Raw genomic sequence first — 14995 nt, forward strand, 5'->3', positions numbered from 1 at the left:
GGTGACGGGGTGTTCACAGGGTCGGTTCCGCGGTGTCGACCACGACCTTGACCTCGGCGGCGATGCCGCCGGCACCGTTGTTGCCGTTGCTGTCGGGCCGGATGCCGCCCTGTCCGGGCTGGCCCAGGGCGATGGTGGTGTCGAGCGAGAGGTTGACCGTGCTCGACGACGACTGCAGCACGCCGAGGCTCGGTCCACCGCCGCCGCCGCCGCCATAGCCGCCCTTGCCACCGGTGCCGCCCTTGCCGCCGTCGCCGCCGCCGCCGACGTCGACCAGGCCGTTGTAGCCGTCGCCGCCGCTGCCACCGTTGCCGCCGCCGCCACCGTTGCCGCCCACGCCGCCGTAACCGCCGTTGCCGCCGTCGCCGGCCTGCAGTTCGCAGTCGATGATCTCGACCGCACTGTTCCGGCTGATCAGGACCGCGATCGAGGCGCCGCCGCCATAGCCGCCCAGGCCGCCCCTGCCGCCGACGCCGCCGCCGCCGCCGCCACCACCACCGCCGCCACAGGCGCTGATCGCGTTGCCGCCGCCGCCACCGCCACCGCCACCGCCGCCGCCCGGCGCACCGGTCGCGCCGGTATCACCGCGATTGCCGGCGTTGGCATAGGAGGCGGCCGTGAGCAGGCCGAAATCGATGCCGCCCGCGCCGTGGCCGCCCGGTCCTCCCGGTCCGCCGTCGGTGCCGCGGGAACCGGTGTTGTAGGTGCCGCCACCGCCGCCGCCGCCGCCGGCCGGTCCGTCACCGCCGCTGCCGTCGGCGCCGCCGTAGAAGCCGCCATTGCCGCCCCTGCCGCCGGCCCGGTCCGTGCCGCCGTTGGCGCCGCTGCCGCCCGCGCGCGCGGGGATGCAGCCGCCCTCGTCATCGCCCCCACTGCCGGTGTTGCCCGGGCCGCCGACCGTGCCGCCCGTGCCGTTGCTGCCGTTGCCGCCGCGGCCGGCGCTGATGCGGTTGTGGCTGAGCACGATGCCGGTCGCATTGTCCAGCCGCACGCCGATCGAGCTGGCGTTCGGCGCGGCGTCGGTCGCTGCGATCTCGAAGCCGTCGACGGTTACGTCGCTGACCTGGTTGCCGGACAACGGCAGGTCACTGCCCGTGATCAGGCTCACATGCACCGCCGGATCGCGCAGCCACGTGGCTGCGTCGTAGCCGCCGTGCAGGTCGACACCGTCGGCCAGCGTGAACCGTCCGCTCCAGGTGCCGGCGGCCACGTGCACCGTGCCGCCGCCGATCGCTGCAGCCGCGTCGATGGCCGCCTGCAGGTTGTTCGTGGGATTGCCGATGCGGCCCGAGTCCGAAGCACCGCCGTCGGCAGTCACGAAGAACGCACCGGTGGCATTATCGGTCACGACGACTGCGACCGTGTCCGGCGCGCTGGGCGAGCCGTTCTCGCTGACGACCAGCTCGAACAACAGCGTCGTGTTCTCGTCCGGCGCGACGAACGACGGCAGCACACCGGTCAGGTTGCCGACGTACGCACCTTCGACCTGCGACCAGGCGTAGGTCAGCGGGCCGCCGCCGAGCGGGGCGCTGCCGCGTCCGTCGAGTGTGGTTGGCGCACCCCGCGTGGCGACCACGTCGCCGCCCGCATTGGCTACTGGCTGGCCGGCGGTGCGGAAGCCGCCGTTCCATCCGCTCACCAGGTTGTTGCCGGCCAGGTCGCGCACGCCCACGCTGACCTGCACCACGACATCCGCGTCGGCCGGGAGCAATCCCGTGGGCGTGAACGTCGCCGTGCTGCCCGAGGCGCTGACCGAACCCGAGACACCCAGCACCGAGATGGTGGCGGGCGTGGCGCTGTCCGGGTCGATGGGTTCGGAGAATGTGACCACGATGGCCGCGCTCACCGGGACGCCGGTTTCCTGGTCGGCCGGGGCCACGGTGAGAACCGACGGCGGGGTCGTGTCCGGCTGGGTGCCGCCGCCGTTGGCGTTCTTGCCGCCGCAGCCGGCGGCCAGTAATGGGAGTGCTGCCGCTAGAAGGACCGCCGCCGCCATCGATCGTCTGTTCAAGCTGTTGTCAAAACGAAAGTTACAAAACATGAGAGGCTCCCTGGCCAGTGTCCGCGGTCCATCGCCCCACATACAGGACGAATTCCATCATCCATGACCAGATGCGGATTCAATGGCCGGAGCACGCAATGCTTTTGCGGGGTTTATTGTGAAAATGCTTATCAATCGCTAAATATGAAAGAACCCCTTCAACAGGCGGGAATTCTCCTGTATGCTGCGCCGTCCCCCACGCGAAGGGGACCAGGCCCGAACGTCAGCTGCCGGAGGACCTCTGCATGCGCTACCAGGACGTCCACGAGCTCTCGGTGTCGAACCCGCGCTTCTTCTGGCGCCAGAAGATGAACCTCATCAAGTGGTTCGAGGAGCCGCGGGAAATCCTCACGCGCGACAGCAGCGGCCTGTATCGCTGGTTCCAGGGCGGCGTGCTGAACACCTGCTACCTGGCGCTCGACTACCATGTCGACCACGGGCGCGGCCGGCAGATCGCGCTCTACTACGACTCGGCCTCGGCCCACCTCAAGCGCAGCTATACATATAGAGAGCTGCGCGACGAGGTCGCGAAGTTCGCCGGTGTGCTGAAGGCGCAGGGCGTGGAGAAGGGCGACCGCGTCATCATCTACATGCCGATGGTGCCGGAAGCGGTGATCTCGATGCTGGCCTGCGCGCGGCTGGGCGCGGTGCACTCGGTGGTGTTCGGCGGATTCGCGCCGCACGAGCTGGCGGTGCGCATCGACGATGCGCGGCCGAAGCTGCTGATCACGGCCAGCTGCGGGCTCGAGTTCACGCGCGTAGTGGAGTACAAACCGCTGGTCGATGCCGCGCTCGAAGAGGCGCAGTTCCCGCCGGCGAAGGTCATCGTCTTTCCGCGTCCGCACGCGCAGGCGACGATGATCGAAGGCCGCGACCTGGACTGGCACGACCTGATGCACCATGCGCAGCCCGCCGACTGCGTGCCCGTGCAGTCCACCGATCCCCTCTACATCCTCTACACCAGCGGCACCACCGGCAAGCCGAAGGGCGTGGTACGCGACAACGGCGGCCACGCCGTGGCGCTGAAGTACTCGATGAAGACCGTGTACAACACGAATCCGGGCGAGGTGTTCTGGGCGGCGTCGGACGTGGGTTGGGTGGTCGGGCACTCGTATATCGTGTACGGGCCGCTGATCAACGGCTGCACGACGGTGCTCTTCGAGGGCAAGCCGGTGCGCACGCCGGACGCGGGCGCGTTCTGGCGCGTGATCCAGGACTACGGCGTGAGCGCCTTCTTCACGGCGCCGACCGCGTTCCGCGCCATCAAGAAGGAAGACCCCGACGCGCACCTGCGGCGGCAGTACGACATCTCCACATTGCGCACGCTGTACCTGGCCGGCGAGCGGCTCGACCCGCCCACGCACGAGTGGCTCAATCAGGTACTCGATGTGCCCATCGTCGACCACTGGTGGCAGACCGAGACGGGCTGGCCCATCGTCGCCAACCCGATGGGCCTGGACCCGCACCGGGTGAAGGTGGGCTCGGCCACGTTCGCGGTGCCGGGATTCAAGGTCGAGGTGCTCGACGACGCGGGCGTGCCCGTGGCGCCGAACGAGACCGGGAACATCTGCCTGAAGCTGCCGCTGCCGCCCGGTTGCCTGCCCACGCTGTGGAACGATGAAGAGGGCTTCCGCAACAGCTACCTGAAGTCGTTCGAGGGCTACTACCACACCGCCGACGGCGGCTACCTCGACGAGGACGGCTACCTGTTCGTGATGGGCCGCACCGACGACGTGATAAACGTCGCGGGGCATCGCCTGTCGACGGGCGAGATGGAGGAGATCATCGGCGCGCACGCGGCGGTGGCCGAGTGTGCGGTCGTGGGCATCGACGACGAGTTGAAGGGCCAGGTGCCGATCGGCCTGGTGGTGCTGAAGGACGGCGTGGCGGCCACCGAGTCCGTGGTCGAGGAGGAACTGGTCACACTGATCCGCTCGGAGATCGGCGCCGTGGCCGCCTTCCGCAAGGCCATCGTGGTGCCGCGGCTGCCCAAGACGCGCTCGGGCAAGATCCTGCGCAAGACCATCCGGCGGCTGGCGGTCGAGGAGCAGATCGTCACGCCGCCCACGATCGACGACCCGGCGATCATCGCCGAGATCCGCGCCGCGCTGCGCAAGCATCGCGTGGGGCAGTACGCGCGGCTGCCGCTGGGGGATGAGGACGCCGAAGGCATGTAGGGAAACATGAGACCGGATTGACAGCGGACCTTTGGAAATGGTACTACCGAGGTCCGCAATATGCCGGACGACATGCACGACTGACCGCGACAGGTTCGAGCTTTACCCTGACCGTGGAGGCCGGAATGAGCAAAGCCAAGGATTACTGGAAGGCGAACCTGAGGCTGGTGGCGATGTGCATCGCCATCTGGTTCGTGGTGTCGTTCGTGTTCGGCATCCTGCTTGCCGAGCAACTCAACTCCGTCCGCCTGGGCGGCTACAAGCTGGGCTTCTGGTTCGCCCAGCAGGGCTCCATGTACATCTTCGTGGCGTTGATCTTCTTCTACGCGCACCGCATGAACATCCTCGACCGCAAGTTCGGCGTGCGTGAGGACTGACGCGAGCTGATCGTCGCCCGGCCGCGCCGCGGCCGGGACTGAGCGCCAGAAAGTAAAGGAGCCTGAGACATGGACCTGAAGACGACGACCTTCATCGTGGTCGGCCTCTCGTTCGCGGTGTACCTGTACATCGCGGCGCGCACGCGCGCCAAGTCGACCAAGGAATTCTACGTCGCCGGCGGCGGCGTGCATCCCATCCTCAACGGCATGGCCACCGGCGCGGACTGGATGTCTGCCGCGTCGTTCATCTCGATGGCCGGCATCATCTCGTTCAGCGGTTTCGGCGCCTCGGCCTACCTGATGGGCTGGACGGGCGGCTACGTGCTGCTGGCGATGCTGCTGGCCCCGTACCTGCGCAAGTACGGCAAGTTCACGGTGCCGGAGTTCATCGGCGACCGCTTCTACTCCAAGACGGCGCGCGGCGTGGCCGTCCTCTGCCTGATCGTGGCCTCGCTGACCTACGTGATCGGCCAGATGAAGGGCGTGGGCGTCGCCTTCTCGCGCTTCCTGGAAGTGCCCTACAACACGGGTGTGTACGTGGGCATGGGCATCGTGTTCGTCTATGCGGTGCTCGGCGGCATGAAGGGCATCACTTACACGCAGATCGCCCAGTACATCGTGCTCATCTTCGCCTACACGGTGCCCGCCATCTTCATCTCCATGCAGCTGACCGGCAACCCGATCCCGCAGTTGGGGCTGGGCGGTTCGCTGGCGGACGGCAGCGGCTACCTGCTCGACAAGCTCGACCTGATCTGCAAGGACCTGGGCTTTGCCCAGTACACGACACAACGCGGGTCACTCATCAACATGTTCCTGTTGACGATGACGCTGATGATCGGCACGGCGGGCCTGCCGCACGTGATCACGCGCTTCTTCACGGTGCCGAGGGTGCGCGACGCGCGTTCGTCGGCCGGCTGGGCGCTTGTCTTCATCGCCATCCTCTACACCACGGCCCCGGCCGTGGCGGCGATGGCGCGCATCAACCTGATGCACACCATCCAGACCGGTCCGGTGGGCGCCGCCGACGCCAACCTGGAGTACGCAAAGGCCCCGAGCTGGTTCAAGAACTGGGAAAAGACGGGTCTGCTGAAGTTCGACGACAAGAACAAGGACGGCCGCATCCAGTACTACGGCAAGGGCCTGGACGCCAAGGCCGCGGAGTTCGGCTGGCAGGGCAACGAGCTGGTCAAGGTCGACAACGACATCATGGTGCTGGCCAACCCCGAGATCGCCCGGCTGCCGAACTGGGTCATCGCCCTGGTGGCGGCCGGCGGCATCGCGGCGGCCCTCTCGACGGCGGCCGGCCTGCTGCTGGCCATGTCGTCGGCCGTGTCGCATGACCTGCTGAAGGGCATGTTCATGCCGAACATCACCGAGAAGAGCGAGCTGATGGCCGGACGCATCGCGATGGCCGGCGCCATCCTCGTGGCGGGGTTCCTGGGGCTGAATCCGCCTGGATTTGCCGCGCAGGTGGTGGCCCTGGCGTTCGGGTTGGCGGCCTCGTCCATCTTCCCGGCCATCATGATGGGCATCTTCAACAAGCGCATGAACAAGCAGGGCGCGATCGCCGGCATGCTGGTCGGCCTGGTCGCCACGCTGGTCTACATCTTCTGGTTCAAGGGCTGGTTCTTCATCAAGGGCACGAACATGGCGCCCGATGACGCGAAGCACTGGCTGTTCGGCATCTCGCCGGGCTCGTTCGGGGCCGTGGCGGCCTTGCTGAACTTCTTCGTGGCCTGGGTCGTGTCGAAGATGACGCCGCCGCCGCCCGACCACATCCAGCACCTGGTCGAGGACATCCGCGTGCCGCAGGGCGCGAAGGGGGCGATGGGCGGGCACTAGGCCTGCTTGCGCTGACCCGTCGGGTTGAATGCGAACCGCCGGTCACTTTGTGGTGACCGGCGGTTCTTTCATGTCTTGTACGGAGATCTCTCTTCGCACTCTTTCTGCGCTGGTTGGTTGACCTATCAACCTGCGCACACCCCCTGCCGGGTTGTTGCGTCGTCGCGCCCATCAACCTACGCCGCCGGCGCCTTCCGCTTCCTCTCCCACTCGTCCCGGCTGCGCCGGTAGTCCAGGAACAGCAGCACGCTGTGGATGTTGTCGGTGTTCGCGTCCAGGTAGGCGTTGAAAACTCGTCCAGCCCGCAGTCGCGCATGCGCAGTTCCTCGGCCGTGCGCAGCACCACGTGCAGCCGCAGGCGGTTCTCCCTCCTCGAACGCCGACCACCACTTGCGCGCGGTCAGCATCGACTTGCCGAACTTCAGCGACTTCTTCACCGCATCGAGGCGCTTGCGGATCTGCTGCGGCGTCAGGTCGCGGGCGTCCGTGAACGTGAAGGCCTCGCTGCCGCTGCTGCCCGTTGCCTCCTGCGGCGATGACTCCGGCACCGCCAGCGCCACCGCGCGCAGGTCTTCGGCCACGGTCCGACAGGCCGGTTGCGCGGCATCGCCGGGCACCCCGGGGCGCCCGGCGCGGACGCCCGGCCGCCGCACCGCGCGGGGGCGCGAACGCGAACGCTGGAAGTCCACGCTCTTGCCGCCGCGCACCGAGGCCGCCGTGACCGTCACGCGGGTGACGCCCTCGGCCGCCAGCTCGGGCAGCCGGTAGTCGACCTCGGCCAGGCTGCGCAGCACGGCGCGGTTCAGCCCGCGCGCGCCGGTGCCCAGGGCGCAGGCTTCCTCGGCCACGGCGCGCAGGGCGCCCGACGTGAAGTCGAGGTCGATGCCGTGCACCTCGAACAGCCGGCGCTGCCGCGGCAGCGCCGATTCCTCGGCGGTCTCGAGCACGGAGACCAGGTCGTCGACGGTCAGGGCCCGCGTGGCCGAGATGGTGGCAAAGCGCCCGATCAGCTCGGGGATGAACCCGAACCGCACCAGGTCCTCGGTGTCGGGCAGATCGTCGGGCCTGAGCGCGTCGGACTGCAGCGGCGCGGGCCGCGGCCGTCCGCCGCCGCCCGTCACCGGGTTCGCGGAACCGAAGCCGATCCCCGCTTCGCCCCGCCGGCGGCGGCGGGCCTGTTCATCCAGCCCGACAAAGGCGCCCGCGCAGACGAAGAGAATGGACGACGTGTCCACCTCGCCCATCACGAAGTCCGACGAGCCGCCGCTCGACACCTGCACCACCCGCCCGTCGAGCACCGAGAGCAGCGCCTGTTGCACGCCCTCGCCGCTCACGTCGGGCCCCGAGGTGCGGCCGTGCGAGGCGATCTTGTCCACTTCGTCGATGAGGATGACGCCGCGTTCGGTGGCGCGCCGGTCGCGGTTGGTGGACTGGTACAGCGTGCCGATCGCGTTTTCGATGCGCGTGCCGACATAGCCGGTCTGCACCAGCGAGGTGGCCGCGATGAACGTCCAGGGCACGCCCAGGAATTCGGCGATCAGGCGGATGAGGTACGTCTTGCCCGAGCCCGTGGGGCCCATGAGCAGGATGTGCTGCTTGCCGAACGGCGCACCCGCCTGGCTGCGCGTCGGCGCCGCGGCGGCCGCGACGGGATGGTGGTCGTGATAGCCGATGCCGAGGTAGTGGTTGTAGAACGCGACGGCGAGGTCGCGCTTGGCAAGTTCCTGTCCGAAGACGAAGAGATCGAGATGGGCAACGATTTCACGAGGGGTCGGAAGCTGGCGCTGGGTGAGGTTTGTCATATGGGGATCCTCCTGCATGTGCCGACCGGGACGCGATTCTCCTGATGGTCCCGTGCGCAGGAAGTCTAGCCGATCGCGCGGCGCGTGTGGGGCGCGTCATCGCGCGTGAACGCTGAATCCGGTGGATAAGGCTGGGGATGTATACCGTATGGAGAATATGCGGGATGCATCGCAACAGCATTGTCGTCGCACTGGAAAGCGCGGACCCGAGTTGCCCCGGGTCCGCGTTCACGCTTCATCGTGCATCGCTGTCGGCACTTGCAGCCCTAGTGCAGCGTGATCTCGACTTCCGCGCCATCGCTGTCGTCGATCGTCACCCAGTTGCTGCAGGTCGGCACATGATCTTCATGCAGGACCCACACACGCACCCGCCTGGTGATCGCCAGGCCGATGCTGCCGTACGGCTCACCCACTGCCGGAAACTCGAACTCGAACGGCAGGCATCCCTGGCCGAGGCGGAAGTGGCCGCTCTCCGTCGAGGTAGTCTGGGCAGCGACCTCGCGACCTTCGGGCAATCCTGCGTAGCCCAGGTTGGCCATCAGAACCGGCCGGACCCAATTCTCGGTCGGTGTCACCAGATGCACCCAGTACACACCGTCCGGGACCAGGCGGTCTGCGTCATCGAGGCCGTTCCAGACAACCGCATACTCGGCGGCGGGCAGCGATTCACTGAGCAGCATGCGCACCGTATCAGCGTCACAGAAGGACGTGATCCAAAGTTCCGCCACGCTCGGGTCCTGCATGGTAAACCGTATCGCCAGGTTCGGCTTGTCTGCCGGCGTGGGAACCACTTCCTCGAACTCGAGCTCCAGCGCGATGGCTGCGTTCGCCACCGGCCGGCCGTCGGCGTCGACCACGCGGCCATGAATGTCGCTGCGCAGGTACGAGGGACTTGTCGACTCGTTGCAGGCGCCGAGGACGAGCAGGCATGCGGACACGGCCATGAGGGTTCGAAGTTTCATGATTGCGACCATCCTTAGTCCTGTATCAGCGGGCAGGGGTCTGCCAGGGGGATCCTCAGCATACGGCGTGCGCGCGTGGAAGGAAACAGTGATTGCGCCGGCGCCAGCGTTGCGCGGCAAGCGGAACGGGGCCCCGCGCCATCGCGCGAAGCCCCGCTCGCCGTCATCGACCTGATGCCGCCACCCCGTCGCCGCGCAAGGCTCAACGCAACAGCGTGACCCTTTGCTCGACGCGATCGGTGGCGGTCTCGAGCCTCACCGTGTAGGTGCCGCTGGCGACGCCGCGTCCGGCGGCATCGTCACCATTCCACACCACGTGCTGCACGCCTGCCGCCGCCTGGCCGGCCAGCAGTTCGCGCACCAGGTGTCCACGCAGGTCCAGCACCGTGACCCGCACCCGGCCCGCCGCCGGCAGCGCCAGTTCCACGGTCAGGCGCGGGTTGAAGGGGTTGGGACTCGCGCGCACCTGCAGCGGCGAAGGCACGACGGCGCCGGCCTCGACCGTGTCGAGCACGATCTCGCCCCCGGCGGCAAGGGCCACCAGGTCGTACGTGCGCGGCCAGTCGCCCGGGTCGTTGTCGGTCACCACGCCGCCCGAAGCGACGGCATCCCAGCGACGTGCACCGAGCCGCGCCGTGGCACGGCGCACCACCGACACATCCATCGCTACCGTGTGCCGGAAGTCGAAGGACAGCGACACTCCACCCGCGGCGGCAACGGCGGTCAGGTGGCCCGAGACGGCTGCCACGGGTGCGTCCTGCGTGCGCAGCCAGGGAACCGTGAATTCGGCGCCGTTGGCCGGGTCGCCGTCGCGGTCGAAGGAGAGGCCGCGCGCCGTGAGCACGGCCTGCGCCGCGTTCTGCAGCATGTCATCGAAACTGCCGCCTACGACCATCGCGGAGCGGAAGGTCACCGTCTCGCCCGGCGCCAGCGAGGGAATCGGCGGCGCCGAGAGCAGCACCCGGAAGTCCGAGTAGGCCTGGGGCGGAGAGTCGGAGTCCAGGCCCGCGGTGTGCAGCAGCCAGTAGCTCTCGGCATCGTTCGTCGGGTCGCCGCCCTGCTGGAACGATGCGTTGCCCGAGAACCGGTTGAACGACCAGACATCGAGCGCGCCACCGGCCAAGCCGGCGGCGGCATCGGTCTGCACGCCGCACATCACCCAGGCGGCCACGCTCGGCAGCCCGCCCATGGTGGGATGGTCGCGCGTCCAGGCCAGGTTGACGGGAACCGCTTCCCCGTCCACGTCGACCATGCCGAGCCAGCGCCCGGCCTGGTCGTTGTCGGACGCTTCGATGTCGAAGTCGGCGAACATGCCGCAATGCACGCCGGCGATGGTTTCCATGCCGATGTTGGTGACGATGTACTCGTAGCCGATGAAGTCGTCGGCTGCCGGGTCGGACCACTGCAGCGAACGCTGGACCACCTTCAGGTTCAGCGGCACATGGTCCGGCATCATCTGCTGCGCCAACGCCGTCGTGTCCCACATCACGCAGTGGAATTCCTGGTCGGCCGCAGCGGCGAAATCCTCGTCGATGAGCCCGTCGCCGTCGTTGTCACGACCGTCGGGGGCGTCCTCGTCCTCGAGGCCGTCGCCGTCATCGTCGGCGCCGTCCCAGGGGTAGCGCTGGCCGCCTTCCTGGCCCCGGCTCGTGGCGTAGATGATGTCCACGGGATCGAGGGTCGCCATGAACTCGGTTCCCCACTGGCCGGTGCTCACCAGCGGCTGACCCTGCACGGTGCCGCCGACCCACAGGCCGGCAGACCACAGGTGGTCGTAGCCGCCAGCGCCGGGCCAGCGCCCGGAAGGGGCGCCGCCGTAAGGCGACGTCACGCCGGGCCGCGCGCCGATCAGGCCCCAGTTGGTGACGTGATTCCACAGGCTGCCGACGGAGTGCACCGCCGAGCCGTCCACGATGAGCGTCTTGTCGGATAGCGGATCGGGTAGCGGATCGTTGATCGAGGCGATAGCCGAGCAGGTTATCGCTGTGCAAACAGTCGCCGCGGACAGCACACTTATCACCACGGCGCGGAAAGGCGTCGGGACCTTCCGCATGACACAATCTCCCAGATGCCCCTGGGTCATGACGATCGAATCGGGGCCTGATGGCCCCCGCATCAGTCTAGGGCAGCGGGACGATCGGGTCAACCAACTACCCCAGCGCGCTCGTCCGGTACCGCCGCGCCACCGCGCCCTGCATCTCGCGGATGACCCCGAACGCGTCCTTCAGGTGGCGCCGCTGCAACGACGACAGCGCCTTGAGGTTCACGTCGTTGTCCGGCGCGCCGCCGCCGGCCACCGCCGCCAGCTGCTCGCGCAGGCGCAGCTGCAGCAGGAAGCGGTAGGTCTCGATGAGCGTCTGGCCGAGGTCGCGGCTGACGACACCCGCTTCGATGGCCGCCTCCAGGCGTTCGCGCGTGGGCCGAGCGCGCGTGCCGGCTTCCAGGCCGTAGACGCGCGCGGCCGCGACGATGGGGGCGATGCTGCGCTTCTTCAGGTCGACCTTGTCGTCGGTGGCCTGGATCTGCTGGAACAGGCCCAGCGGCGGCTTGAAGCGCAGCGACACGCGCGCCAGGTGCGCCATGAACAGCTGGTTGCCGGCGGCGGCGGTGATGCGGTCGTCGAGTGCCGCCACGTCGAGCGTGCCGGCCACGGCGCGGTAGTCGAAGAAGATCGAGGACACCATCAGGTTGTCGGGGGTGGGTTCGTCGATCCAGCCGCGGATCGTCTCTTCCCACGCGGCCAGCGGCTTGTTCCAGTTGGTGGCCATGCAGCCGCCGGGACAGGGCGGGAAGCCGGCCGTCACCAGGTCGCCCACCACACGCGCGGCCAGGCGGGCGAAGTACTCCGGCGCGCCCGTATCGTCGCGCGCATAGACCAGCGCGTTGTCCTGGTCGGTGAGCAGGGCCTGCTCCATGCGGCCCTCGGAGCCGAACACCAGCCACGCGTACGGGCAGGGCGGCGGCCCCAGGTCCACTTCGGCGAGGCGGCAGAGCCGGCGGATGAGCGCATCGTTCAGGCTGGCGAACACGCGCCCGATCTGGCCCACCTTCAGGCCGCCGCGGAACAGGCGCTCGACCATCGCCGCGGCATCGCGACTGTACGTGGCGAGCGTGGTGTCGCGATCGAGGTGCTCGACGCGCCGCATCAGGTACAGCGGGTTGGTGGTCTGGTGGCGCAGCAGGTCGGTGGCTGTCAGCACGCCGATGATGTGGCCCTCGCGCAGCACCGGCAGGTGGTGGATGCGCTCCTCCAGCATGTAGAGCAGGGCGCCGTGCACGGGCGTGTCGGACGGCAGCGTCTTGAGCGGACGCGTCATCACGCGCGCCACCGGCGTGTCGGGGCCCAAGCCCTCGGCCAGCACCTTCACCTGGAAGTCGTGGTCGGTGACGATGCCCGGCGGCGTGCCCGCCACCAGCGCGAAATCGTCGCGCGCGTCGCGCATGGCGCGCGCCGCCTCGGCCACCGTGGCGCCCGGCGGCACCTGCACCACCGCGCGCAGCTCGAGATCGCCCAGCTCGGTGGTCAACTCGCCGCCCAGGGCCGTCACGCTGGCGCCGGTCACGCGCTGCAGCCGTTCGCCCAGGCTGTGCAGGAAGAACTCGGCAAAGGCGGCGTTGCCCAGCAGTTCGCGGAACACGGCCTCGGGCACGCAGTGCACCTGCACCTCGCCGGCGGCCACCACATCGAAGGCCGGTGCCGCGCGGTTGATCATGGACGGGTAGCCGAAACAGTCGCCCTCCTCGAGCACCTGCAGTTCCTCGCCGTCGCGCACCAGCCGCACCTGGCCGTCGACCAGCAGGTAGAGGCAATCGCTCCGCGTGCCGTCCTGCTCGAGGATGCGCGCGCCGTCGGCAAACGTGCGCGCCGAAGCGGTGGCATCGACCCGTTCGCGCTCGGCCTCGGTCAGCAGCGTGAAGGGGTGCTGTTCGCGCAGGAAGTCGAGGATGCGGGGAATCATGGCCGGGCTCCTTTGACGACGGCTGGGACCTGGAAAGCGTGCGGGGAGGCGAACTTCCCGTCAATACCATTCCGCAGCGGGCTGCGGATTGGTGTGAATAATTCCGCAGTTGCCTTCGGAATGGTTATGTTCATTGTGCTGCAACGGGTTAGCCGATCGATTTTGTCTCCGGCCATGGGGCGCCGCGCCTCAAGGAGCCGGCACCTGCCAAACCTGACGCATTGCGTGACAGCGCTTCCTGTCCAAGGGTAGACTCGTCCCATCCGTCGATTTCTGCCGTTCCCATCGATCGAGGTCATGACCATGCCGCATTCCCGCTGCACCAGGCACCTGCTCCCTCTCGTGATGGCCTGCCTCCTTGCCGCCAGCGCCCCGGCTGCCACCGCGCCGGTGTCCGTGGCCGTGGATGAGCGCGTCGAACTGATGTCCATCATCGCACGCCTGGCCGGAGACGAGGTGTACAACGCGCCGAACTCGGCGTCACCGTATGCAGAGCGGGTCGAACGTCACTTCGGCGCGTTCCGTGGGCATGCGGTGGTCGCTGCCTACCGGTCCATGCAGGAGCAATACGGGGTCGGCTACGACGCCATCCCGTCGCTGGCCGTGCACCTGGGCGGCGTGCCGACGCTGGCCGAGCGCATCCCCTTCGAACAGGGTCCTCCGCGGCTCGACCCGCGCTGGTCGGTCGAGCCCACGCGCGCATTCCTGTCCGCCTTGCGCGACTTCGCCGTCGCCAGCGACGCACGCGGCTTCTTCGACAGCGAACGCGATTTCTACGCCGCGTGCGCGGCCCGCTTCGCGCCGGGATTGTCCGAGGCCCGCGCCGTGGAATGGTTCGACGCGTTCCTCGGCGTCAAGCCCGGCGCCACCTACAAGGTCATTCCCGGGCTGCTGTGTGGCGGCAACAACTACGGCACCGGCGTCAGCTTCCCGGACGGCTGCCCGGAAGAAGTACTGCCCGTGCTCGGCTGCGCCGTCTGGGACGCGGGCGGCCTGCCGGTCTTCACCCCAGACGCAGTCAGCATCTATGTCCACGAACTCTGCCACACCTACACCAACCCGGTGGTCGATCGCCATCTTGCGGCGTTCGAGCCGGGCGCCAGCGCTCTCTTCCCGCTCGTCGCCGACCAGATGTCGCGCATGGCCTACTCCACGTGGCGGATCATGACCTGCGAGACGCTCGTGCGTGCCTGCGTTGTCCGCTATTTCGCCGACAGTCAGAGTACGGGGGCGGCACTCAGGGAGTCGGCGCAGCAGGGGGCTCTGGGCTTCACATGGGTGCCGGCCGTGGCGGTGTCGCTCGAGCGGTTTGCCGCGGCGCGGGATCGCTACCCCACGCTGGACGACTTCGTACCCGAGATTGCCAAGGTGATGGAAGGGTATGCCGACCTGCTGGCCGCACAGCTCAAGGCCATGGAGCGGGCCAGGCCCCGCATCGTCTCGATGGTGCCGGCCAATGGCGCGGTGGATGTCGACCCGGCGCTCACGACGCTGGTCATCCGTTTTGATCGGCTGATGAGGGGCCAGTATACCTTCATGGGTGTCCCTGCCGACATCCCTGCTGCCGTCGGCGCGCCGCACTGGGACGACAGCCAGATGTCGCTGTCCGTGGATGTTCAATTGACGCCGGGCCACACCTACCACTACTGGCTGAATCAGGGACAGAACCTGGGCTTCCGCGCCGCCGACGGCACCCCGCTCACGCCGGTCGAGGTCAGGTTCACGGTGGCTGATCGGTGATGGAGGACTTGCGCCGGCGCAACTCTCACGAACCCGTGAAACTTGCGCCGGCGCAAGTGACGTGACCGTCCGCACGGCCCGATTCCCCGCCTTCT

9 protein-coding genes are annotated in these 14995 nt (G+C 68.3%); 4 read left to right on the forward strand and 5 right to left on the reverse strand.

Going from position 1 to position 14995, the window contains the following annotated elements:
* Nucleotides 1–13 precede the first annotated feature (13 nt).
* Nucleotides 14–2011, reverse strand: coding sequence for an Ig-like domain-containing protein (locus tag IPG61_09060; GenBank protein MBK6734226.1), 1998 nt, complete (start codon nt 2009–2011; stop codon nt 14–16).
* 275 nt (nt 2012–2286) lie between these two features.
* Here IPG61_09060 and IPG61_09065 point away from each other — a divergent pair, with 275 nt between their 5' ends.
* The 3 genes from IPG61_09065 (at nt 2287) to IPG61_09075 (ending at nt 6437) form a co-directional block, all read left to right on the forward strand.
* Entirely contained in the window at nt 2287–4218 is a 1932-nt protein-coding gene (locus IPG61_09065) for a propionyl-CoA synthetase (protein MBK6734227.1), read from the forward strand.
* A 125-nt stretch (nt 4219–4343) separates the two neighbouring features.
* Nucleotides 4344–4595, forward strand: a complete 252-nt coding sequence (locus IPG61_09070) for a DUF4212 domain-containing protein (GenBank protein ID MBK6734228.1) — start codon at nt 4344–4346, stop codon at nt 4593–4595.
* Nucleotides 4596–4664: 69 nt separating this feature from the next.
* Nucleotides 4665–6437: a cation acetate symporter gene (locus IPG61_09075; protein ID MBK6734229.1), complete on the forward strand. Its 1773-nt coding sequence runs from the start codon at nt 4665–4667 to the stop codon at nt 6435–6437.
* A 176-nt stretch (nt 6438–6613) separates the two neighbouring features.
* Here the strand turns inward: IPG61_09075 and IPG61_09080 are convergent, their stop codons facing one another.
* The 4 genes from IPG61_09080 to IPG61_09095 form a co-directional block, all read right to left on the reverse strand.
* Nucleotides 6614–8239 carry an AAA family ATPase gene (locus tag IPG61_09080; protein MBK6734230.1) on the reverse strand — a complete coding sequence of 542 codons (1626 nt, stop codon included), beginning with the start codon at nt 8237–8239 and terminating at the stop codon, nt 6614–6616.
* Nucleotides 8240–8505: 266 nt separating this feature from the next.
* The gene (locus IPG61_09085; protein ID MBK6734231.1) at nt 8506–9201 is read right to left on the reverse strand and encodes a hypothetical protein; all 696 of its coding nucleotides are present in this window, start codon (nt 9199–9201) and stop codon (nt 8506–8508) included.
* 202 nt (nt 9202–9403) lie between these two features.
* Nucleotides 9404–11254 (reverse strand): hypothetical protein, encoded by a 1851-nt coding sequence (locus IPG61_09090; GenBank protein MBK6734232.1) that lies wholly within the window; start codon nt 11252–11254, stop codon nt 9404–9406.
* A 97-nt stretch (nt 11255–11351) separates the two neighbouring features.
* Nucleotides 11352–13160: a cyclic nucleotide-binding/CBS domain-containing protein gene (locus IPG61_09095; GenBank protein ID MBK6734233.1), complete on the reverse strand. Its 1809-nt coding sequence runs from the start codon at nt 13158–13160 to the stop codon at nt 11352–11354.
* A 303-nt stretch (nt 13161–13463) separates the two neighbouring features.
* Between IPG61_09095 and IPG61_09100 the strand changes: the two genes are divergently transcribed.
* Nucleotides 13464–14900: a DUF4932 domain-containing protein gene (locus IPG61_09100; GenBank protein MBK6734234.1), complete on the forward strand. Its 1437-nt coding sequence runs from the start codon at nt 13464–13466 to the stop codon at nt 14898–14900.
* The last annotated feature ends 95 nt before the right edge of the window (nt 14901–14995 follow it).

Source organism: bacterium (genome assembly GCA_016703265.1).
Taxonomy (GTDB): Bacteria; Krumholzibacteriota; Krumholzibacteriia; order LZORAL124-64-63; family LZORAL124-64-63; genus CAINDZ01.

Excerpts from the sequence above, each read along its gene's own strand:
- IPG61_09100 (MBK6734234.1), top strand. The coding sequence starts at position 13,464 with ATGCCGCATTCCCGCTGCACCAGGCACCTGCTCCCTCTCGTGATGGCC.
- IPG61_09085 (MBK6734231.1), bottom strand. The coding sequence starts at position 9,201 with ATGAAACTTCGAACCCTCATGGCCGTGTCCGCATGCCTGCTCGTCCTC.
- IPG61_09075 (MBK6734229.1), top strand. The coding sequence starts at position 4,665 with ATGGACCTGAAGACGACGACCTTCATCGTGGTCGGCCTCTCGTTCGCG.
- IPG61_09090 (MBK6734232.1), bottom strand. The coding sequence starts at position 11,254 with ATGCGGAAGGTCCCGACGCCTTTCCGCGCCGTGGTGATAAGTGTGCTG.
- IPG61_09080 (MBK6734230.1), bottom strand. The coding sequence starts at position 8,239 with ATGACAAACCTCACCCAGCGCCAGCTTCCGACCCCTCGTGAAATCGTT.
- IPG61_09095 (MBK6734233.1), bottom strand. The coding sequence starts at position 13,160 with ATGATTCCCCGCATCCTCGACTTCCTGCGCGAACAGCACCCCTTCACG.
- IPG61_09065 (MBK6734227.1), top strand. The coding sequence starts at position 2,287 with ATGCGCTACCAGGACGTCCACGAGCTCTCGGTGTCGAACCCGCGCTTC.
- IPG61_09070 (MBK6734228.1), top strand. The coding sequence starts at position 4,344 with ATGAGCAAAGCCAAGGATTACTGGAAGGCGAACCTGAGGCTGGTGGCG.